The sequence below is a fragment of the Chitinophaga flava genome, from assembly GCF_003308995.1.
In the GTDB taxonomy this organism is placed as follows: domain Bacteria; phylum Bacteroidota; class Bacteroidia; order Chitinophagales; family Chitinophagaceae; genus Chitinophaga; species Chitinophaga flava.
The window spans coordinates 1,098,012-1,120,857 of record NZ_QFFJ01000002.1; the positions used below are offsets into that span (position 1 = coordinate 1,098,012).

The following is a 22,846-nucleotide window of genomic DNA, read 5'->3' on the forward strand; positions in this document are numbered from 1 at the left end:
ATATGAAAAATAAGCAGAAAAAGAAAAACGGACGGTCTTTGTTTTACCGTATCTCGGCCTGGCTGCATTTGTGGCTGGGGCTTATTTCAGGCATCATCCTGATCATCGTTTGTCTGACAGGTTGTATCTGGGTGTTTAACGAAGAGATCACCGGTTGGCTGGAACCCAAAACTGTCGTTGCCAAACAAGACAGGCCAGTGATTCAGCCTTCCACTATACTCGAAATTGCAGCACGGGAATATCCCGGCAAACAAGCAGCCTATGCTATCTATCGTGAAGGCAGGGTAGTGGAAGTGAATGTAGGAGCGCGACGCAGCGGTTCCACTCTGAAGCTGAATCCGTACACCGGCGAGGTGGTCAGCAAAGTCACCCGCAAGGAAGGAGATGTGGATTTTTTCCGCTGGATACTGAACGGACACCGCTTTCTCTGGATGCCCTACAAGATCGGCCGGCCTATCGTGAACTACAGCACGCTGGTATTTGTAATCACACTGGTAACCGGTGTGGTGCTGTGGTGGCCTAAGAAGTGGAATAAATCCACCAGGGAGCAGAGCTTCAAAATCAAATGGGGCGCCAGTTTTAAACGGGTCAACTACGACCTGCATAATGTACTCGGATTTTATTCCCTGCTTGTATTATTTGCTATAGGCGTTACCGGTATGGTATGGGGACTGGAATGGTGGAGCAATGGTTTGTATTGGGCTACCTCGGGAGGCCGCTCCCTGCCTGCTTATACAGAGTTGAAATCTGATTCCACGCAGGCGCCGCATAATAAATTCACCATGGCGGAGTCAATGGATATGATATGGCAGCGGGTAACCAACGGTAATCCACGTTCCACGGGTTTTTACATGAGTTTTCCGGATACGGCTAAAGCGGCATCGGTGATCAATATCAACGTATATCCGAGCAGAGGCCAGTATTACAACAATGTGCGTTATGTATTTGATCGGCATACGCTGGAGGAGTTGAAAGAAAATAGCGTATATGCGACCAGGTTTGAAGAAGCTGATTTTGGGACCAAACTACGGCGTATGAACTACGATATCCATGTGGGCAGTATCCTCGGGCTGCCGGGCAAGTTCATGGCCTTTTTCGCCAGCCTTATAGGCGCTACCTTACCCGTAACAGGTTTCCTGATATGGTGGGGACGGAAAAAGAAAAAGCCACAACAGACGCATGTTAAAAAGACTGCCGCTAAAGCGGCCGTTGAATAGATTTTTCAGCTGATAACCATACAGCAAAAGAAGCTGCCTCGAAAGTAATTTGAGGCAGCTTCTTAATTTATACTGTTAATTTGGATCATCCCATTACAGACACACGTAGTTTGTAACGTTTTTTAAATTGTTCGGTAAGGGCAATTTCAACGTCTTTCTGATGCGTAACCAGTCCCAGGTTTTCTGAAAAGTCATAACCAACGGCTTCACGCAATACAGTAGCCGCTTCTGCATTTGCTGTTTTTAAATGGCCGTTGTTGCTGTTGTTGGAAGCGTTTACAATACCTGAAATTTTATTCCTGAATACATCTTCAACTGAAACGGCATCTTTTTGGGGAGCTTTGGGTGATGTAATAATGGAGGAAGGCCTTTGTGCTTCGTCCAATACTTGTTTTGTTGAATTGTAGATATTAGTGATGTTTCCATCATTGTCAACAGATACCGTGATAAGGCCATGATCGGAATTAATACTTTCAATTCCTTTGTGGGCCTGCCTGAATTGTACAATAGTTTCTACCACTGACGTTTCATCTATTTTGCCAGAGCCTTTGGTAGTGCCGCCGCAAGTAAGCCGGTGGCGCATATTTCCTTCTATCAATTCAATGCCTTTGTCAAAGCCCAGGTCTTTAATTGCTTTTTGGGCAATGCTGGTTGCTTTGGATTCGGCAATAGCTTTTTTGTTTTCTGTATTGGGTGCTGCAAGATGAATGTTCAGCGCCCCTTCGCGGTTTACATTCAGATGGAGACCTTTGCCTTTTAGCATCCTGTTACCATCTGCGTCGAACAAAACAGTTTCTGCCTGGGACTTTGTAAGCCCAAGTTCGTTGGCTATTTTACTGATGCGTTTGTCGTCGAAGATATTTTTGTCGAGAATGATTGCATTTGCCTGCTTAGGCATGCTGAGTAGCGAGACTTTGGGTGCGCTTGAACGAAGAGTGCCTATCCATTGCCATTGATACCAGTTTTTTACAGCAGCAGCACGGGAAAATAGTCTTTCATTGTTAAGCATATTGATTGCTTCTGCCTGGTTGGCGCCACTAGCCATTACCGTTGCTACCTGGCCATGGCTTATACGCCAGCTGGCATCTAAAAATGCACGGGCAAACGATTTCCCCTTTTTCCATTCATCCCAAAAGTATTTACCGTAATTAGCATCATCCACACTTGTGGTTTCATAACCGAACAACATGCGAAGTCCGCCTTTATTCGGCCCCCACCATGTTTTCACCGGGTTATTGGTGCCGGATACTCTTAGCGAAAAACAGGTAGAGAAAAATAAGTAACGCAGTTCCTCATTGGCGAATGCCATTTGATTGCTAAATGCCCAATCCCTATTGTCCCATTTGGACCCAAGAGGCGCCTGAAATACGCCGTTGCCATCCATATTGCCATGTCCGGAGTGATAGAAAACAGTTACTGCATCCATGCCGTAAGTGTCTTGCCAGTTGTCATAGGTTTCTTCGTAACCCCATACCTGGACACCCGCGTCCCTGAACCAAAAATTAGCGGCTTTGCCGGCAAAGCTTGTGGGATATTCTAAAAAGCCATTTGCGTCTTCGTGAGTAAGTCCTAATGGACTTGCGCTACTGAATTTTTCCAGGCTGCATGCGCCATACCAATCATTTGATCCGCTAACAACAACTTTGAGATTTTTTAAAGATTGGGAATCGTGAGGGTCCGCATAATTTAATTTTTCGTATTTCATACGTGTTTAATTTTTTGCCTACTCTTTGGAAAATGGATTTTCGGCATACTCCATTTTAAGGGGTAAGATTTACTTTTGAAAAGTGTTTATTGATAGATGGATCTGCTTTATCCGGGGAATAGTACAGACATATATTAATAGTATGTTGGAACGAGAAATACTTACCGGGTTTACTGTATTAGTCGTAATGCTAGCGGAAAAGGGAAACAATATTCACTTTAATTTTTTATAGAAAAGCGGATCGGCTGCTATCAGGATATGATACGGCCTTTTTCTTTTTATACGACAGCTGCAACCTTTTCTATCTTCCGGCTGTTATAACAACTGCAAAATCTATTTACCATATTCAACACTATTCTTGACAGAACCCATCAACCCCAGTATGAGAAAGGGTTTGTTCCATACTATTAAACCAGTTTCCAATCTTTTAATCATTTTTAAAACCTCAACATTATGAGCATCAAACGAATCCTGTTAATCGGTAACAAATCATGGGAAGTAGAACCCATTCTGAATGCACTACTGAACGTTAGAATGCGCCCCAGCGGACTACCTGATCCTACTCATTTAAATTACCCCTGGACTTTCCTGCCTGGCTCTCCGCAGCCACGCGCTATCTGGGACTGCTTTCCGCAGGTGACCATAGAACTTTGGTGTATACAGGATATCATGGATACTCAATGGAACCCTTCCAGCTCACAGGGCAAACACGCCTGTCTGCCTAAGGCACTCTATTACAGACAGGAAAAGCCTGATCTGGTCGTTGCGCTGGGAACCGCCGCGCTGGGCCTTGACGGCGGAAATAACAATGGTTGTGTGGTGATGGGCAGCAATATCTTCATTCACAATTTTCATCCCAACGGAGAAAATATCCAAAGCCAGTGGGACGACCCCAAGGACTTTGAAAAAGTACTCCACTCCGCAGTATCCCCCGATTTCTTTCAGCTGATGGACAATACTACTGTGAAGGCTATTGAGTCCCGGTTACTGAAGCCTTATCTCCATCCTTCTGATAATATAGGGGTCATGTCTGATAAAGATTATATAGGCGTCAGCGTTGTAAATATCACTAACTATGCGGACTATAAAACCTCCGACCAGGAGGGCCTGAAAGCCCTGGCCGCTACCGGCAATACATTGCCGGTAGGTTCTGTGGAAACAACACACGGTGTTATTCGGCTGTTATGTGATGCCCCATTTGTTTTTATGTCCGGTATTACAGACAGGGAAGGGTATTTTGACGAAGATGTGAATGGCCAGGATGCAAATGGAAATGTTAAAACAGAAGCGCAGAATTTTACTGCTGCGTTTAATATCGGTGTTTGTTTAGGTCATATGATTCCTAAAATGGCATCATTTGTAACTGCCAAACAAACAAAACCAGCACAGGCCAGCGTAACGGCCTGATGCCAGCGATGTAATTGTCTTCAAAAAAACACCCGGTTCATGCAAGATGACCGGGTGTTGAATTTATAAGAGGGAAAAGACAGACCGTTATCGTTGGTCCGCTGCCGTTTGCCGCGTAACGATAATATCTGAGAGCCGTTTCACCAGACCTGTTATTACCGGGTCGGTGCTGAGTGACATGGTGAGCCATGCGCCACCGCCTTCGTAATAAGCTACCGGCAGGTTATTCCAGGCCCCAGCCTTGGTAAATTCATTGATGTAGTCTGTATACTTTTGACGGTATCCGGCCTGGTTCATCAGGCGGTCGTCGAACTCCATTTCCAGCGCCATTTTATTTTTCTGTGCGAAGTTGATCGCTCCGGTGAGGATAGAGTAAGGGGAGTTGAGATCAAAGAAATAATTGGGCTGTTGATAGGCGATATCGAAGCCCATGTTTTTCCAGTTGGCAGCTCCTGCTGCGCCATAGTAGGGTATCCAGTAAAACCGTTGTTGTTTGCTGTGGATATTGGCGGCCACGGTAGGGAGTATTTCCACAGCGCCGGTATTTTGTTCTGCTACCCAGTAAAAGCCCATCAGTTCAATATGTTTGAAATTGGCGGCCTGCCATTTGGCCAGAGCTGTTTCGATGTACCATTTACAGGCTGCTACTCTGTCGGCGGAGTCAGCGAAATTGAGGGTTTTGCCGTTGAGATCACCCCAGTTGCTCAGCGTCCGGATAGGTTCCGGTAACGTGAGCACTACTTTCCTTTTACGTTTAGGCGTTATGTTTAGTTGAGCCAGACTATCCAGCACATCATCCAATGCATGCAGGGCTTTCCCGTTTTCGAAGTTACGGTCCAGCAACCATTGCCATTCTGTTTTACCTGCTGGCAGTGGTTCGTATCCTTCAGCATATTCGTGCCCCATTCCATCTTTGAATTCGATGAACAGGAAACCATCAAAGAGCCAGTCGACGCCCGTATTGGTTTTGCGGTATATATAAGGGGTCAGCTGGTCTTTGGTCCAGGGAAGGCGCTGAATACCGCCCTGGTAGATAAGGGCCAGATCTGAGATATACCAGGCTGGCAGCGGTTGTGCGGTGGTAGTATCTTTTTTGGCAACAGCAGTTTCTGTATACACCTTCTGACAGGAGGTGCCTAAAAGTACGGTGCTGGTCATCAGCACCAGTGTGGTAAACAGCAATGAAAGCTTTTTCATATGGTATCAATTTTAAGTGAATTATTGTGGTTGACGGGTAACGGCATCTGCATAAAAAGTATCGATACAAAGTGTATCCGGGCGGAAAGAAGTCCGGTAGGAGAAAGAGCTGCCTGGTTGATAATTTTTAAGCCTAGTGCCGGCGGCGCTACGGGGCGCCTGCACCACCACGGATTGCCCGGTGTTGCTGGTATAGCTGATTTCCATTCCGGTGATGGTTTCTTCTGCGAGGCCCCAGCTGAGCTGTGCATCTGTATCTACGAGCGTAGCAGCAGTAAGGGCGCGGTTAAGCAGGCTGCTTTTATAAATAGGTCCGTAAGAACGGCCGGTGATATAGGCGGGCACGGAGCGTGAACCGCTGTTGTTCCAGGTATATACCTCGAAGCTGTAACTACCTTCCGGCATATTACTAAAGAGGTATGACATAGAGTCGATACCGGCGCTTCTTTTTACGGGCAGTATTACAGAGTCTTTCCGGCTGTTATAGTAAATGGTGACACCTGTGATTTTGGGATCAGATATGAGCAGCCAGGTCAGTTTGAGCCGGCCATCGCCGGGCAGTACTTTCAAAGAGTCTACTCTTCCGGTGTAGGCAATTTCCTGGCGGCCGGAGAGTTGCAGGTAATCGTCCATTTTGCTGCAACTGGCCAGCAATAGGATGCCCAGCAGTATATAAACAGGGATGAGTGTTTTTTTCATAGTGGAATTTTTTAAAACTGTTATTTGGTATCTCCCCAGAAAGTGATTTCAGCAAAAGACATGTTACCATTGCCCATCCAGTTCTCCAGGCATTTCACGCGGATATAACGGAAAGCGGGCAGCCCATCGGGGAAGTTGGCCATATCGCCGCGCAGCCATACTTCTGCATCTGCATCGTTGTATTGCTCGCCCTGCAGCCCGGAGGGCTTCTCCTGTTCGTAATACAGTATTTTGGTCCAGTTATCCCAGCTGCCATCTGCAGGCGGATTGTTACTGCCCCAGAGTTCATATTTACGTATAGCCTTATGCGTGAAACGATAATAATGGTTGATGCGGAAGCGGCTGATATGAGCGGTTTCTCCCAGGTCTATCGTGATATGGATAGGAGTGCCGTCGGTAGGGCCGTTGGTGGAAAGGTTCTGCCAGTTGTTGCCATTGCCGTCATAGGGATTGCTGAAAGAAGAGGAGTATTTACCATCCCAGAGGTAACGATAGGCGATGTTCCACTCAGTAGTATATACGGGGCCGTCGCCGGGAAGTTTGATCTCCCTGAACCTGGATTTGTCGAGCATCTTTTCGTATAGGGGTGTCAGTTCCTGGAAAAGGGTGTCGGAAGTATTGCCCCATTTGTCGCGGATGAAAACCCCGAACCTGGCTTTATTGGGTGGAAGCCCGCGGAAAGTATGGTTACCGTCTTTGGTAGCAGTGAAATAAGTATCGAGCAGGGAGATGTTTTTCTGCACGGAATCGGGGCCACAGAAGCCAATTTCCAGCTCCAGGCCGGTAGGATTAGTGAATTTAAGATTGACACCACCAAAGTCGGCATTCATCACAAATGATTTGAACACATCAGCAAAAGGAGGCTGCAACGGATGGATGGTGACGGTTACCGGAGCAGAGCGTACTTCGCTTTTGCTCACGGAATATAGTTTTACTTCGTAGGGAGAAGTGTCACCGAGACCTTCAATCTGCAGGGTGTTGGTATAGTGAGATGCTTTGAACTGCCGGACCACGCCTTGTTTGTTGGTCACCTCTGCCAGTATGTACAACAGGTTGTTGCTGGAGGGCAACACATAGGTCAGCCGGGAACCGCCAGGGATGGGCTCTTCGGTTATCTTGGTTATCAGGTCCGGTGCAGTAGCATCATTATAGGCAGGCTTCATCATTTCTTCCTTACAGGCGGTAAGCCATAAAACCGCCAGCAGCAAAGGGATGTATCGTTTCATAAGTTACATGCGTTTGAATGAAATAATGAATAGTATCACCATCCCGGATTTTGAACCAGGTTGGTATTAACGGTCAGGTCATATTCCCTGAGTGGCCACAGATAATCACGGGGAGCCACAAACGTTTGCTGGAAAAGGGTTCTGGGGCGATAGTATTCGCTGGCCACCCGTTGATTGACATCCCATCCCAGCACCGGTTTATTTTCGTATATCACAGCTTCTTTCCAGCGGCGCAGGTCCCAGTTGCGGGAACCTTCAAAAGCCATTTCAATCATACGTTCCTGGTGGATAATACTACGCAGACCCTCTTTGTTGGCGAATTTGCCGGGATTGTTGGAATAGTTGGTCCATGCGTTAACTACACCATCGAGGCCGGCGCGTTTACGGACTTTATCCAGCCATACGATGGCTTCGGTGCCTTTGCCTGTTTCATTGAGTGCTTCAGCGTAGAGCAGGTAGAGGTCTGCCAGACGCATTTCCGGCCAGGGATATACTTCGGTATTGAAGCCACTGTTGGTCTGCACAAATTTCCAGTTCACCAGTTTCTTGGGCCAGTAGCCTGTTTCGGAATAAAACTGGTCTGATACTTTTCCCTGTGGTTGTCCGAACTTGGCTTTGATGGTCCATGCTTTTTCATCGGTAGCGTTGCTTTGCATGAACCAGAGGCCACCATCGAAGCCCAGGCTGGCATAGAAGCGGTTTTCACGGTCGAAGTGCAGGCGTGCAGTTGTATAGCCCTGTTGTATGTTGAGGCGCTCATCATAGGTAGCGGTGCGCAACTCATAACGACGGCCATAGTCCCAGGTTTTATCTTCATTGATAGGTACGCCGTTGCTGCTGTAGAATGTTTCTGCTATACGCAGGGTGGGGGCCATGTAGGAGCTGAGATAGGTAGCGTTGGGGAAAGACGGATCTATCCTGTCTGCCATGGAATAGGTCTGTAAGGTAGCATCGGTGCGGGCAGAGAGGGCCCATATTATTTCTGTGTTCCAGCGTTCGGTAACGCTGCCGCGTATACTCATTTGTATGATGGAGGCGGGAGATAATTTGGCGAAAGGATCACTGAATTCAAACAGGCGGATACCGGCACCGGCGCAGGTTTGAATTGCAGCTTCACAGGCTGCTGCTGCTTTCTCCCATTTGGAAGCGTCGTAGCTGGTGCTAAAGAGTAACTGTCCATCTTTGTCTTTAAAGGAAGCATAGTCCGGGTTGCCATTAAACAAAGGACTGGCGGCCATTGTCAGCAGTCTGGCTTTCAGCATCTGTGCGGCTGGTTTAGTGATCCTGCCCAGCTCCGTGCCGCGATTGGGTACTTCGGCGGGCAACACAGCAATGGCTTCATCCAGCAGTCGCACAATGTAGTCTGCCACTTTGTCTACCGGGTCGCGCTTTACCTTTACCTGGTCAGGCGTAGCGGAAACAGGCAGACTTTTATCAGTAATGGGAATAGGTCCGTACATGCGTAACAGGTAGAAGTGATAATAGGCTTTGAGAAACTTCACTTCAGCGATCCATCGTTTCTGCATATCCGGACTGAGATAGGCGATATGTTTATAGGATTCCCCCTCCATCATATTTTCCAGGAAGATGTTACAGTCGCGGATAGCCCTGAAATACCCTTTACCGTGATTGCCGCCGTTCCAGAAATCCACATAGGGATTCACGATATTCTGCTCTCCCAGGGCTATTTTCCAGGGAGATTGATAGAAGTAGTTGTTGGCGCGATAGGTCCACATATCATCGGCTCCAAAAAAAAGAATGTTGGACACAGGACCCGCATCGGGCAGGTAGGAGTAACAGGTATAGAGATATTTTTCTGCTTCTGTTTTATTGGAGAAGGCATTGGCCAGTGTGACCACGTTGTCGGGCACTATATCCAGAAAAGGTTTTTTACAGGCCGAGAGCAGTAATCCGGATGCTAACGTTATTGTATATACGCTGTGTAGAAGAATTTTTTTCATGTGACAAATGTTAAGGTTAGAATCCAAGGTTGATGCCGGCGTTGAATACCCGCTGAACAGGGTAGCCGAGACCGTTACCCCCCATTTCTACATCCCAGAGTTTGAATTGGCTGAACATCAGCAGGTTGAAGCCGTTGAGATATACCCGCAGCTGGCTGAGGCCATAACGTTTAAGACCGCGCTGCGGCAGGGTATATCCGAGTTCTACGGTCTTTAGCCGGAGGAAGGCCCCGTTGCGCATCCACCAGGTGGAGGTTTGCAGATTGTTATTACGCTGGTCTACACTGAGTCGTGGCCAGAAGGCGTACAGATCGCGGTTATTTTCTGACCAGTGGTTGTCAGCAACTACCTGCAGAAGGCCATGCTGGTCTACAGTTGGAGAAACGCCGCCATCAGGATATGAATAATGTCCGGTAATAAAAGGGGCAATATCACCCGGACTGATAAAAATGGATGATCGGCCGGACCCCTGGAAAAACGCGCTGATATCGAAAGCGCGGTAACCAAAGGTGAAGCCAAAGCCGTAGTTGATTTCGGGGGTGGTGGGGTATCCGATGGGCAGCAGATCGAGGTTAGTGATTTGTCCATCGCCATTGATGTCTTTGTATTTGATATCGCCGGCCATATAACCGCCGTAGTTCTGACGGGGAGAGTTCATCACTTCATGTTCATCCACAAAATAACGTTCTGCAACGAGGCCCCACATCTGTCTGATAGGATAACCGACTCTGGAGAGATACCTGTTTTGTTCGGGGTATTTAGGTTCTTCATTGACGAGTATTTTGCTGGTGGCATAGGTGAAAGTGCCGCGTACCTGTGCCCAGGCATTTTTGCCGAAATTTCTTTTGTAGTCGAGTGACATGTCCACACCACGGCCCATCGCTACGCCCACATTGGCTTGTGGTATAACATTGAGTCCCATGGTGCTGGGGATATAGGAGCGTGACATCAGGATGTTGGACCTGTGTTCCTGAAAGAAGTCGGCTTCCAGGCGGATGTTTTTAAAGAGCTCCAGTTCAAAGCCCAGGTTGGTTTTATACGCTTTCTCCCAGGTGATGTCTCTGTTTTCATAGCGGTTGATAACTACGCCAGGTTTGGCTTCTGTGAAGTTTTCTCCAAAAACATATGCATAACCTGCATTCAGGTTTACATCAGAGAGGTAGAAAAAGCGGTCATAGGTATTGCCGATCTGGTCGTTGCCCACGAGGCCATAGGTACCTCTGAGTTTGAGGCGTGTAATGACAGGCAACAGGCCGGAGAAGAATTGTTCGTTGCTGACGTTCCAGCCGAAACCGATGGAGGGGAAGAAACCGAAGCGATGGTTTTTATCGAATCGTTCGGAACCGTTGTAACCGAAATTAAATTCCATCAGGTAACGGTTATCGTATGCATAGGTAAAGCGTCCGGATACGCCCTGGTTGCGGCGTGGCAGGGAGGCGACAAGTGAGCCGGCATTGGCGGTGAGCTGATTGTTGAGGATGGCGATCAGCATGCCGCTGACAGCATGCCGTTCACGGATAACTTTATCATAGTTCACTGCTGCTTCAAGATAAGTAAAGGTGGTGATTTGTTTATCACCCTGACTGAAGCTGAGGTATTCGGTACCATCGGTTTCATTCAGCAGATTGAGGCCTCTGAGCCCTTCTTCGGGGTCTATGCTGACGCTGTAGTAGAAGGGATTGTATTTACGGCTCATATTAAAAAGGGAATACCGTTTGGTATAGGTCATGAGCCTGGCGGAGAGTCCTTTGGTCAGGAAGTTGAAGTTTTGTTTCAGCTCCAGCTGTGCGATGAGCGTGGAGGTGGTTTCCTGCTGGAAGCCGGATACCGCATTGGCGAAGGGGTTGGTGTAGAAGGTTCCGTCTTCTGCTTTCATATTACCGAACAACGGATGTTTTTCATCGGGGGCGAAGCTGGCGGGGAAGTAGGCTGGAAAGCGCACCGGATTGGCGCTCATAGCCTGCCGGAAAATTTCACCGCCACCTCTGATAGGGCCGTTGTAATCGGAAAACCTGCCGGAAGTGCGTACGACGGCATCGGTGGTAGGTGTCAGTTTGATGTTGATATTGGAACGTATTTCGTAGTTACGGCTTTTTACGTTGCTGTTGAAGTTATTGTCAGCGATGGTGCGGAGAACGCCGTTGTCGATGTTGTAGGTGGCGCCGATATAGTACTGGGCGCGGTCTACGCCGCCGTTCAGGTTGAGATTGTAACGCTGGTTGTTGGTATTGTCTTTTACCAGTTTATCGATCCAGTTGTTGTTAGGATATAGGTAGGGATCGTCGCCATCGGCGGTATGGGCTATTTTGCTTTGCAGGTATGGCCTGGTGGTGAGTGGTTCGCGTGTGATAACGGCTTCATTGGCGAGTTTCATGTAGGTCACGTTGTCGGCCAGTTTGAAGTTGCGGGTATTGGAGGACGTAGAGTTTTCGACGCGTACGTTGAAGCGTGTTTTGCCCAGTTGGCCTGATTTGGTGGTGACGAGTATGACGCCGTTGGCGCCTCTGGCTCCGTATAACGAAGAAGCGGTGGCATCTTTGAGGATGGAGAAGCCGGCGATATCGTCTGGCTGTATGCGGGCGAGATCGGAGGGGCCCATTTCCATACCGTCTATCAGTATCAGCGGATCTACTTTGCCGCTGCCAAAAGAGGTGATACCGCGGATAAAAAATTCGGCATTGTCTCTGCCGGGTTCTCCGCTGCGCTGGTAGGAGATAACGCCGGCCAGCCTTCCGGCGAGCATGGTGGTGAGGTTGCTGGTAGGGCCTTTCAGCTCTTTGGGGTTGATGGTGGTGACAGAGCCTACCATGCTGGTTTTTTTCTGTGTGCCGTAGGCCACCACGGCTACTTCGTTGAGTTTGCTGTCTACCGGCTGTAATACAGCGTTGACGATGCCGCTGCGGGTGACAGGTATTTCCTTTTTGTCGAAACCGATATAGGTAAATACCAGTATATCCCTAACGGGCATACGAAAAGTGTAGTTGCCGGTGGCATCAGTTTGTACGCCTTTCCTGGGGTCTGAGCGGAGGGTGACGGATACGCCGGGGAGACCGAGGCCGCTGCTGTCGGTTACCTTGCCTCTGATAACGATGGCGGAGTCGGTGGTGGAACTACGTAGGGGCGTTGGCGTATCTCTGTCCCGGATGATGATGGTGTTGCCTACTATCGCCCAGGAGAGGGGAAGCCCTTTCATACAGGCGTTTATGGCTTCTTCGGTGGTAGCGTTGGCAATGGCGATATCGATGCCTTGTGTGCGCTGCAGCATCTGGCGGTCGCCGATAAAGCTGCATCCGGTTTGTTTGCGGATGGATTTAAGCACTTCCAGTAATGAGGCGTCCTTCCTGTGGAGGGTTACCTTCTGGCCGAAAGCGCCAGCGGTAACCTGCAGGGTGGCTGCGATCATCAAAATGAGCGTCAGTTTCATAAACAGCAGAATTTTGGCGGGCAGGCCACAGGCCTGCATACCACGTTTGACCTTTTGTTTAAAAAGCATAAATTTGGTGTGCTTGGTTTAATGTGATAAAAATTCAATCAGTCCACTGATGAAAAAGGATCCGGCCAGGCAATACTTTCCCCGGACGCGTCGCAACCGCGTCTGGGTTTTTCTCCGGCTCTATCCGTGGTTTGGAATTACATGTTGCTAATTTTGGTTGACGTGATAATTGGTTTTACGGTGTTACGATAATCTTTCTGTTTATTGTCCTGAAGTGTATTTTTCCTGTGAACTCCAGTATTTTCAATACTTCGCCCAGGTTTTCATTCCGTGAAATATCTCCTATAAATGCCTGGTCGCTGATATTACCTTCATATTCCACGCTTACATCGTACCAGCGTTCCAGTTGATGCATGATGTCGCGGATGTTACCGTTGAAGATAAAGCGCCCATCTTTCCAGGCTGTTTCCTGGTCAGGGTCTACCGTGCGTATACTGATCGTATGGCTGCTATGGGTGCATACCGACTGCTGGCCGGGTGTAAGTTGTTGTGGGGCGCTGCCATTGGATACCGCTACTTTCCCTGCTGTCAGGGTGGTACGGATATTATTTTCTTCCGGATAGGCGCTGACGTTAAAATGGGTTCCCAGCACGTTGATTTGTGTAGTGCCGGCTTTTACAATAAAGGGTTTGCGTGCATCCTGTGCTACTTCAAAATAAGCTTCTCCTGTAATTTCCACCGTACGGTCGTTACCGTTAAAGGCTATGGGGAAACGGATGGAAGAAGCTGCGTTTAGCCATACCCGTGTGCCGTCCTGCAGAAGCAGCTGGTATTGGCCGCCCCTGGGCGTGGAGAGGGTGTTGTATACAGTGGCTCCCTGGTAAGGCCGTGGGTTGTATTGCAGTAAACCGGCTGTTATATTCAAAACGTGGCTGGGCCTTGTTTGTGTGGTGCTGTCCAGCTCCAGCGTTGTACCATCAGCCAGTTGCAGGATAGCTTTGTTGCCGCCGGCATGAATAACCGCCGCTGTGGCGGGCTGGCGGTACTGACGGACCGTATGCCAGCCGGCATAACCGGCACCTGCGATCAGCAGCGCGATCCCGGCTGCGATAGACAGCCGTTTTTTCCAGGAAGACAGTGGCACTACCCGGGCTGGTGGCCGGTCCAGTTCCCTGAGTATACGGTCCAGCAACGCTTTGTTGGCAGGCAGCCATATAGGATGTTGTTCCATCAGCGCCGTGTATTCGTCCAGCAGGACTTGTACTTCCTGCAGCGGTTGTTCATGGATCCACTGTTCAAAGGCTGCATGTTCTTCAGGGGTGGCGGTCCCGGCTGCATATCTTTTTACAAACAGGGCTGCTTCTTCATTGTTCATAAAGCTACATTTTGGTTGCACAGCTTATATAAAGACACGCATACTCCAAAATAAGACAGGTCAATTAGAAAAAAAATTTTTTAATTGTCGAAAAGAGTGAGGAAAATCAGAAGGGCGGCGGAGATATCTCCGTGTTTTTGCAGGTAGTCACGTATAAAATCGGAGGCGGCATACAGGTGCTGTTTCACCGCAGAAGAGGAAATATGAAGCTGACTGGCAATTTCATGGGTATTGAGGCCATTTTCATAACTCAACCGGAACACTTCCTGCCGGCGCTTAGGTAGTTTGCTGATTGCATCACTGGCCAGCTCGTAATATTGTTTGTATTGTAATAACTCGCCTGCATCGGCATTTTCAGGCGTATCACCGGAGGCCATTAATTGTTGCACCCGCATTTTCACCTTGGCACTCCTGAAATAATTCAGCACCTGATTGCGGGTAACCCGAAACAGAAAGCTACGCAGCGACCGGATCTCACCTAGTGTCTCCCTTTTCATCCAGATACGGGTGAATACATTCTGCAGGATATCTTCTGCATCTTCCTTCGACCGGATAAAAAGATAGATATAGCGGTATAGTTCGCCCGCATGCTGTTCGTACAGCAGTACAAAAGACTCCCTGTCTCCGCTGTACAGGCCTGTCGCTATATCCGCATCATCCGGAAGATTATTCATATCAGGTCCATGAAATTACACGTTGCTGTTGGCAGCTTTAAGATAGATAAAAGAGATTAATAATTATTGTAGGATACTAAAAAAATCCTCTAGCGGGTTTATACTTGAGCGAAAATGAGACACTATATAGACTATCCTGTACCTTTGGCCAATAGTAGTTAAAAATGATAGCGAAAATAATTAGAAAGTATGGCAATTAAAGGAGAATCCGGAATCTGATTTTGTTGTGAGATCTAAAAGTGTTAAGTATGTAGTTGTTTGATATATGAAAGAGGTAAATCCCTATTTTAAATAATCAGAGTGCGTCTTTAAGTATTGACCGTAAATGAACAAATAATGGAATTTGATTTTGATGACTGCTATTGGCATGATTCTATACTTGAAAGTATATTCATCGATAGAAGCGATCCGGGGAATAATGATAGTGTGGAAATGGTAATTGATTGGTATGACCAGCCTAGGTCCAAACTTGTTTTCAAAAAGGTCTACTTATATAAGGCTACCATGAATTTTGGAATTATTGCCAAAGAATCAATAGATATGGCTTATATAACTCCCGAAGATGACGAAGATCTGGTTGGTTTTTACAAAGGATGGAAAGGAGCTTTCGACCACGTTAAAATGAATTGCTATGTGATAAAGACGAATTCAACAGGAGGTGAGATTAAGATATTAGCGGAAGGAGTGCAGGAAGTGAAAATATAGCGTCACTGATAGCGGATAAGGGTTGCTGCGACAATTATTTTATAATTTCACATGGATACATTTTCCTTATAAAAAATACACCATCATATATCTGATTCCAGACTGCCTTATGGTTCTTATGATACCACCGGGGTCTTATGGCACCAGACATATAAAAACCTATATTATTCTGTTGCGGATTTTGGTTGTTAAATTTCTTAAAATCAACAAATGCATAATCATAGCTGCTGTTAATCCATCTTTCGAAGCTGTTGCTTTGAGGGGGCGCAACTTTATCCTTTTCCTTCCGGGTTAGGCGACCTGCAGTCCCTTCAAAAGAAGTAAACCCGATAATATAAGTTTTATGGGAAAAATCACTGTTGGTAAAAATATTCCCCATGGGATTCGCCTCATTCAGAAAACTTTCTTCAAAATGACCTGCGTATTTTGATACATGGTAGTTATGTGCCCATACAATAATCTTCTCATTTGCGTACTTATGTTTTGCCAGCCAGGTAAGGTTCATGGCCATCTGTGTGTCCCTTGTGTTAGACTCTTTCCAGTAGTTGGTGCCAATAGCCTGAAATTCGACATTTTCGGCCATCAGGTTGTCAACCAACAACAGCCAGAAATCATTTGGCGCAACCTGCTCTTTCAGCTCGGCTTTTATTCTGGTCAGATAGCCTAAGTACCGGTTGTTTAAACTGGTGTCTTTGATATTTTTACCCCAATTTTTCATCACATTTACTACTTCTGTCTGGTAGTTTTCTGACAACGTTATAGATAGTTTTAATCTTCTTATCGTACTATCCAATTTGATCATAACATTATGTATCTCCACCTGCGGATCAAATCCCGAAAGCTGTAGTGGAGATCCACTTTTAAAAGTGGAAGGAATATAATTATAGAATAATTCCTGACAAGCGGTACAGTAAGCCCAAATTGGATAAACTGTTTTTTTAATGAAAGAATCAATTACCTGATTATCCTTCTTTATTTGGTCCCAGCCATAATTCAGACCAAAAAAATCATCTTCAAAGGCGAGTACATTAAATCCTTTTTGCTCATGCAGATATTTTATGAGTCTCGTTTTGGCCAAAAATGCCGGTGCGTCACCGTGATCTTGTTCTCCCAGCATAACGATAGTTGCATCACCAATCGCATCTCCAATTACCTGAAGGTCTTTGTAATTGATAGAATCCGGGTCAACTGTATAAATCCGGTTCGCATTCTCTTTTACATATTTTTCAATATTTTCCTGAGCATAACTATTCAATCCAAATAATAAGGTAATAATAAGAATACCATTCCCGCATAAAAGTTTGGATATTACTGATTGCATACAAATTTGGTTGTAGTTATTTTTAACTCATTATTTACGATATTCAAAAGTAGTCAATTTCTCTCCCAGTGGCTGATCAAACGAATAATAAGCCTTCATTTTGCTCACCTTGTTTTTGCTGTTGTATTCGTAGCTGAAAGTGTTAACATCCGTAGTACCGTTCCCGTTAACTTGCTCTGCCTTGGTAACGTTGTTGGTGCAGAAGTATTCAACATTAAAACCACCATCCAGCAGCATAGCCTGAAAATCGGTGTAGATATGCGGTTTATCGTCGAAGGTGTAGTTATAAACGTAGCTGGTATAGAGTGGGTCTGTTTTATCTCCGTATTCCTCCACTACACAGGTGATATTGTTGCCGGTCCATACGAGGGAGTAGGTATTGGTTACTCTGGCGTTGACGGTATTATAGTCCCGGATACGGAATACTTTTTCGGCTTTACCGTCAGCGCGGTAACGGATAGAATCCACCTGTGTGGAGGTTGGATTTTCCTGGAAAATGATCTTCTGTACTTTATTGTTCAAATATACCAGTTGGGTGATGAAGGGTGTGTTGCTTCCTGACTGAATATTCCTTATTTCCTGAATTTTACCATCTGCGTATTTGATTGTCTCCACACCTGATCCGGCGGAAAGCCTGCGGTTCCACATGTAGGTGACTTTAGCGAGGGTCTTGTCATCATTGTATTGCAGTCGGGAAGTATCAGTTGGACTGTAAATGCCAACCAGCAAGCCTGACAAGGGATCGGTTTTGTCTTCAGGGGTAGTGTCGTCTTTTTTGGAGCAGGCGGCAAAAAGCAATGTTATCGCTGTTAAAGCCAGTAAATGTTTTTTCATAAACGGGGTAGGGATATGATAGATACAGTTGTAGGTTGTAAATGACAACGGCGGATGATCAGAAGATCATCCGCCGGAAATGGATTTATTATTTGTAGTATTCAAAGGTGTTCACCTCAGTACCTGATTGCTTAAAAGTATAGGTAGCTTTTTGTTTGATGACTTTGTTCTCACTGTTATATTCCAGTTCAAAGGTGTTGGTCCTGTTTGTAAGAGCTCCCTGGTCTCTGGTAACTTTTGTTACGTTGTTGGCATTGAAAGCTTCAGGATCAAAACCATCTTCTAATAGCGTCATTAATATATCACCCTGATAGTTAGGTTTATCATCGAAGGTGTAGGTATCAATGGCTGTCAGCGGGCTGCCATCCGGAGCTGCCCAGTTAGCGGTAATCTTGGTGATATTATTACCGGTCCATTCCAGGACGTCGATCTGGATATTTTTCTGTTTGGTTTTATCAGCAGGATCAGCTTCGTAATAGAATACTTTTTCTGCTTTGCCATTGGCGCCATATCCGATGGAGTCGATACGCGGCAGACCGGTTGCCTGTGGTCTCACGATCTTCTGCAATTTATCACCTGCATAAATGTACTGCGCTACCAGTGTATTAGGACCGAATACCAGTGATTCGCTGTAAGCACTGAGCCATACTTCCGTCATTTTGTTGTTGGCATATTTGTAGGTGGAAATACCTCCGCCAACATCAGCTCCGTCAATCCAACCATAACGAACGCGCGAAACTGTTTTGTCGCTGTTGTACTCATAGCGTGCGGTATCAGTGATGCTGTACTCGCCTTTTAACAAACCTTTCAAATAGTTGTCTTCGGGTTGAGTAGTATCGTCTTTTTTAGAACATGCAGTGAATAACAACGCCATGCCGGCCAGTGTGAGTAACGTTTTTTTCATAGGTTTTATTTGTATTTAATTTTCAATGGTATCAAAAGTGGGTTAATATCACATCCGTACGGCTAAGATATATTGTGTTTTTTACATGTCCAAGTATTTGTAAGTAAAATTATTACATATGTAAATGTACTTATCAAGTTCGATGGTTTAATCTTTCCATGCGGGTATACGAATGAAACTATCGTTACGCCACTGGATATGTACCGGCTCTCCGGCATCTGCAACGGTTTCTTCACTCACCTTTTTACCACTGCCATAATTGATTTCTTCAAAAGGATTTTTGTTGATGTTGATGACCACCACCAGCCGACTACCTTTGCTGATTTTTTTGCTGATCATACGGGTATTACTAAACGAAATAGTACTGACAGCTCCTGGTACCAGCAACTGCCGTTTTTCAGGATCAGCGGCATAACTGGCACGACCCAGATAATAAGACAGCTGGAAGTACCGTCCATCGGGCAACTGCTCATACAGATCTATGCCGATGTCCACATCTTTTTTATTGACAACCGCCTGCAACCGGCCCAGGAAAGAGCCATTGATATTTACAGCCTGTGTAAATGGCTCACTCACAAACACACTGCCGTTGCTGGTATTGATATCAGAGGTTATCAGCCTTGAAAGAATATAGTTGCTGGTAAATCCGCCCGCTCTGTCGGAAAGATCCACCTGCCTGCTTACAAAGCCTGTGCTGACAGGCGGTTGAAGAGACAGCCGCTGCTGATCAAGATAAAACGTTAGCGTATCATTGTTCATCTTTTCAAGAGAAGACACGTGTTTCCATTGATTGGTCCCCATTACCTGATAGTTGATTTTATCCTGCAACAAAGCCGGTTTTTTACCACCTTTTAAAATATAATCAAACCATTGGTAGATAAGTTGATGGATGCTGAGATGGGCCACTGCATCTGTTTTATAGCCATTCAGATAAGGTGCAGGCACATGCTGGCAACCTAAATGATCGAAGGGGCCGATAACGAGATAGTGATCAGCAGCGGAGTTATACCGATAATGTTCGCGGAGATAATACATGGCGCCGATCTGCGCACCATCAAAATAGCCGGTAGTACTCAATACGGGAATATGGATGCGGGAAAAATCTTCGCGGTAAGTGGTCATGTTTTGCCAGTACTGATCATAAGCCGGATGTTCCAGCCAGCGCTGGAATACAGGATTGGGCTGTCCATCTGTACTATCGAGTGTACGATAGGCTGCACCGCTGTGGTACCAACGGAACTGCATCCCGCGCCAGCGCTGCTGATCATAGTAGGTAACGTTGTCGAGGAATTTATTGTTGGTGACATAAGGAATCCACGGATATACGAAACTCAAGTATACATTGTTTTCCTTTGGCACATCAAAGCCCGGTACTACGGCTGCAGAAGGTACGATAGTCTTTAATGCAGGGTGTACGCCGTGTTTGACAGCAGCCCATTGTGTGAACCCCACATAACTGCCGCCATACATACCTATCTTGCCGTTGCACCACGACTGATGACTGATCCAGTCCAATACATCCCAGGCATCGTTGCCGTCGTGTTCATAAGGCACAGGTGTATCATTGCTCAATCGTTTGCCTCTTGTATTGGCTACCACACCTACAAAACCTTTGTCAGCGGCTTCTTTGGCGATGCAAAGGTTTTTGGCTTCCGTATAAATAGTAAAGAAAAAGATGACAGGTAAAGGATGCTGTTGTCCTTTGGGCCGTACAACGATAGCTGAAACCATGGCACCATCGCGGGTTTTCACCAGAACGCTGTCGTTGATAAGATAACGCTCTTTGTTTTCGGCTGCCAGCAATGGTTTGGCCAGCCTTGCAATCGGCAGAAGCAACTGCCATGCGATATACCGTTTGCACAACGATATGGCATCCTGCAGGCTGATACTGTCTTTTCCTTGCTGTTGCGCTAACTGCCGTCTGAAATCCGCGGTGAGAAAGGCAACATCCGGACTATACCAGTTGTCAAGATCAAAGCGGTTGCCTTGGTGCAGCCGTTGCAGCGAGGTGGTAAAAGCCTGTCGGAAAGCCTGTTCAAATGGGGCTTTGTTTAACATGGCCCTGACATATGTTTCGTATTGAATAAATTTTATACCGGCTATTTCCGGATCGTTTTGTGCAAAAGCTTTTCTGTATTGTTGGATAGTTTGTAATGCGGCTGCATATTTTTTAGCAGTGAGTTGTACCATCAGCAGTTGGCTGAGGTAAGTCCACGTGTCTTCATCGGGTTTTAACCTTGACAGTATTTTATTTGCCAGCAACGGCATTGCTGCATGTAAGGCGTTATCGTTACTGATGGCGGCCTGTGGCAGCGGAAATTGCTGCGCCGCTGCACGCAGGTATAGGCATGACAATGCCAGTAAGAAAAAATTTCTTAGTAAAATCATCTTAAAAAATAATTGAAAGAGACCGTTAAATATTATTCCATTGCTTGAATTTAACAGACTGCCGGCTGGACACTTCTACCTGTATACTATCGTGGATAGTCAGCTGTAAGCGGCCACCATCAATAGTTGTAATACGGGTAATATAACGGGCATGGATAATCTGACTTCTGTTGATTCTGAAAAAAGAAGAAGGGTCCAGTCTGGATTCCAGCTGGTTAAGGGAGGTTTTTATCAGCACCTGTTTTCCCTGAAAATGTATACGGGCGTAGTTGTCCACCGATTCTATCAGATATATCTCACCCTGCTTCAGAAAAAAACATTGATCACCTTCTTTGATGAAAAGCTGTTTATCGGCCAGGTTGTTTCCAGCCAGGGCAGCGCGTTCCATACATTTGTTGCGGTGTTTGTCCATCGCCTGTGCAAACCTTTCGCTGCGGAAGGGTTTAAGCAGGTAGTCAAGTGCGTTGTTATCAAATGCCTTTACCGCATAGGCATCATAAGCGGTGGTAAAGATCACGTCGGGTACTTCAGGCAGACTGGCCAGCAGATCGAAACCGGAAGCGCCGGGCATCTGCACATCCAGGAAAAGCAAGTCTGGCTGCATTTCCCGGATCAGCTCCAGCGCGGCACTTACATTTTTGGCTTCTCCTGCCACTGTATAATCTGTATACGGCTGTAGTGCCCGTTTGATCTCTTCCCGCGCTGCACGTTCATCATCCACAATCACTACTTGTATTTTTTTCATATAACCGGAATAGTTAGAACGGTTAAAACTTTTTCATCAGTCAATGCTGTGATATGAAAGGAGGCCTGGCCATGAAACTGCAGCTGTAGCCGTTCCTGCAGGTTACGGATACCCAGCCCGTTGGAAGTGGCAGACTGCTCCAGGCGTCCCGGATTTTGTACCGTGATACGGACAGTTGTTGCATTTTTTTCTATGTTGATGATAATGCTGCCACCATCCACCGTTTTGTTGATGCCATGTTTGATGGCATTTTCCACCATGGTTTGTATGCTCAGCGGCGGGACTAATACACCAGACAATGGTGCATCCATCCGGATGTCTGCTTCCAGCCGGTCTTCGAAACGTAGCTTCTCCAGCTCCAGATAATCACTGACCACCTGCAGCTCTTCGTGTAGGGGTATCAGTTTGTCGGACTGTTTGTACAATGCATGGCGCAACAGCTCGGAGAGCAGGTCTATGGCTCTCCTGGCCAATACCGGATCTTCCAGTATCAGTGACTTGATATTATTGAGTGAGTTAAAAAAGAAGTGAGGATTGAGCTGGGCAGAGAGATTACTAAGTTGTATTTCCCTGGTAAGCAGCTGTAGCCGGGCATTCTCCTGTGCGGTACGGATTTCCCGCTGTGCATAGTGGTACATATGCCAGGCGAGTACCCATACGGCCATGGTCCGGATGCCGGTCATAAATGGTTGCCGGCCGGTGTCTTTCAGGTAGGTCCAGTAAGACAAATCAAACGATGGATAATGCTGCTCAATATAGAACCGCAGCGATACAGTGATGGTAAAACAAACCGACAGTAATATTACAGCTGGAATAATACGTAGTATCAATGCCCGTGGCGGTAAGGCTGGCCAGCGGTGTTGTAGGGCAAACCGGCGGTAGGCATGTGTCAGCAGGATGTTGACCACAATATCCGCCGCAAAGTTGAGTATAGCCAGCCGGTAGCTGAAATACGGGCTGCGCAGAAAACCTTCCACTTCCCAGTGAAGGGCTGCTACTGTCCAGCCGCTGAGCTGGCACAGCCAGTAAGGTGATATGCGTACCTGCTTTTTCAT

Annotated in this window: 17 protein-coding genes; 3 read left to right on the forward strand and 14 right to left on the reverse strand. The window is 46.6% G+C overall.

The genetic code is table 11. The features are described from left to right. Positions 1 to 2 precede the first annotated feature (2 nt). Positions 3 to 1,217 (forward strand): PepSY-associated TM helix domain-containing protein, encoded by a 1,215-nt coding sequence (locus DF182_RS20850; RefSeq protein ID WP_113617739.1) that lies wholly within the window; start codon positions 3 to 5, stop codon positions 1,215 to 1,217. A gap of 85 nt (positions 1,218 to 1,302) precedes the next feature. Here the strand turns inward: DF182_RS20850 and DF182_RS20855 are convergent, their stop codons facing one another. Further along, positions 1,303 to 2,922 carry a DUF6345 domain-containing protein gene (locus tag DF182_RS20855; protein ID WP_113617740.1) on the reverse strand — a complete coding sequence of 540 codons (1,620 nt, stop codon included), beginning with the start codon at positions 2,920 to 2,922 and terminating at the stop codon, positions 1,303 to 1,305. Positions 2,923 to 3,375: 453 nt separating this feature from the next. On the opposite strand from DF182_RS20855, the gene DF182_RS20860 reads away from it, so the two are divergent. After that, positions 3,376 to 4,329 carry a hypothetical protein gene (locus DF182_RS20860; protein WP_113617741.1) on the forward strand — a complete coding sequence of 318 codons (954 nt, stop codon included), beginning with the start codon at positions 3,376 to 3,378 and terminating at the stop codon, positions 4,327 to 4,329. A gap of 87 nt (positions 4,330 to 4,416) precedes the next feature. Here the strand turns inward: DF182_RS20860 and DF182_RS20865 are convergent, their stop codons facing one another. The 7 genes from DF182_RS20865 to DF182_RS20895 form a co-directional block, all read right to left on the reverse strand. Continuing rightward, a complete protein-coding gene (locus tag DF182_RS20865) occupies positions 4,417 to 5,526 on the reverse strand; it encodes a DUF4855 domain-containing protein (RefSeq protein WP_113617742.1) in 1,110 nt (369 codons plus the stop codon). A 21-nt stretch (positions 5,527 to 5,547) separates the two neighbouring features. After that, positions 5,548 to 6,225, reverse strand: coding sequence for a DUF4998 domain-containing protein (locus DF182_RS20870; protein WP_113617743.1), 678 nt, complete (start codon positions 6,223 to 6,225; stop codon positions 5,548 to 5,550). A 20-nt stretch (positions 6,226 to 6,245) separates the two neighbouring features. Next, positions 6,246 to 7,451 (reverse strand): DUF5000 domain-containing lipoprotein, encoded by a 1,206-nt coding sequence (locus DF182_RS20875; RefSeq protein WP_113617744.1) that lies wholly within the window; start codon positions 7,449 to 7,451, stop codon positions 6,246 to 6,248. A gap of 35 nt (positions 7,452 to 7,486) precedes the next feature. After that, a complete protein-coding gene (locus tag DF182_RS20880; protein WP_113617745.1) occupies positions 7,487 to 9,412 on the reverse strand; it encodes a RagB/SusD family nutrient uptake outer membrane protein in 1,926 nt (641 codons plus the stop codon). A gap of 16 nt (positions 9,413 to 9,428) precedes the next feature. After that, positions 9,429 to 12,905 carry a SusC/RagA family TonB-linked outer membrane protein gene (locus DF182_RS20885; protein ID WP_211327175.1) on the reverse strand — a complete coding sequence of 1,159 codons (3,477 nt, stop codon included), beginning with the start codon at positions 12,903 to 12,905 and terminating at the stop codon, positions 9,429 to 9,431. A 175-nt stretch (positions 12,906 to 13,080) separates the two neighbouring features. Beyond that, positions 13,081 to 14,220, reverse strand: coding sequence for a FecR family protein (locus DF182_RS20890; RefSeq protein WP_113617746.1), 1,140 nt, complete (start codon positions 14,218 to 14,220; stop codon positions 13,081 to 13,083). 80 nt (positions 14,221 to 14,300) lie between these two features. Next, on the reverse strand, positions 14,301 to 14,894 hold the full coding sequence (locus tag DF182_RS20895; RefSeq protein ID WP_113617747.1) for an RNA polymerase sigma factor: 594 nt from the start codon (positions 14,892 to 14,894) through the stop codon (positions 14,301 to 14,303). 336 nt (positions 14,895 to 15,230) lie between these two features. On the opposite strand from DF182_RS20895, the gene DF182_RS20900 reads away from it, so the two are divergent. Then, positions 15,231 to 15,599: a hypothetical protein gene (locus DF182_RS20900; RefSeq protein WP_113617748.1), complete on the forward strand. Its 369-nt coding sequence runs from the start codon at positions 15,231 to 15,233 to the stop codon at positions 15,597 to 15,599. Between the two features lie 34 nt (positions 15,600 to 15,633). Here the strand turns inward: DF182_RS20900 and DF182_RS20905 are convergent, their stop codons facing one another. The 6 genes from DF182_RS20905 to DF182_RS20930 all read right to left on the reverse strand — a co-directional run bounded on the left by DF182_RS20905 (position 15,634) and on the right by DF182_RS20930 (position 22,846). Further along, entirely contained in the window at positions 15,634 to 16,920 is a 1,287-nt protein-coding gene (locus DF182_RS20905; RefSeq protein WP_113617749.1) for an erythromycin esterase family protein, read from the reverse strand. 30 nt (positions 16,921 to 16,950) lie between these two features. Continuing rightward, positions 16,951 to 17,754 carry a hypothetical protein gene (locus tag DF182_RS20910; protein WP_113617750.1) on the reverse strand — a complete coding sequence of 268 codons (804 nt, stop codon included), beginning with the start codon at positions 17,752 to 17,754 and terminating at the stop codon, positions 16,951 to 16,953. Between the two features lie 88 nt (positions 17,755 to 17,842). Beyond that, positions 17,843 to 18,658, reverse strand: coding sequence for a hypothetical protein (locus tag DF182_RS20915; protein ID WP_113617751.1), 816 nt, complete (start codon positions 18,656 to 18,658; stop codon positions 17,843 to 17,845). Between the two features lie 147 nt (positions 18,659 to 18,805). Beyond that, positions 18,806 to 21,046, reverse strand: a complete 2,241-nt coding sequence (locus DF182_RS20920) for a CocE/NonD family hydrolase (RefSeq protein ID WP_211327176.1) — start codon at positions 21,044 to 21,046, stop codon at positions 18,806 to 18,808. Positions 21,047 to 21,071: 25 nt separating this feature from the next. Further along, entirely contained in the window at positions 21,072 to 21,791 is a 720-nt protein-coding gene (locus DF182_RS20925) for a LytR/AlgR family response regulator transcription factor (RefSeq protein WP_113617752.1), read from the reverse strand. Next, the gene (locus DF182_RS20930) at positions 21,788 to 22,846 is read right to left on the reverse strand and encodes a sensor histidine kinase (RefSeq protein ID WP_113617753.1); all 1,059 of its coding nucleotides are present in this window, start codon (positions 22,844 to 22,846) and stop codon (positions 21,788 to 21,790) included. The genes DF182_RS20925 and DF182_RS20930 overlap by 4 nt, the downstream gene beginning before the upstream one ends.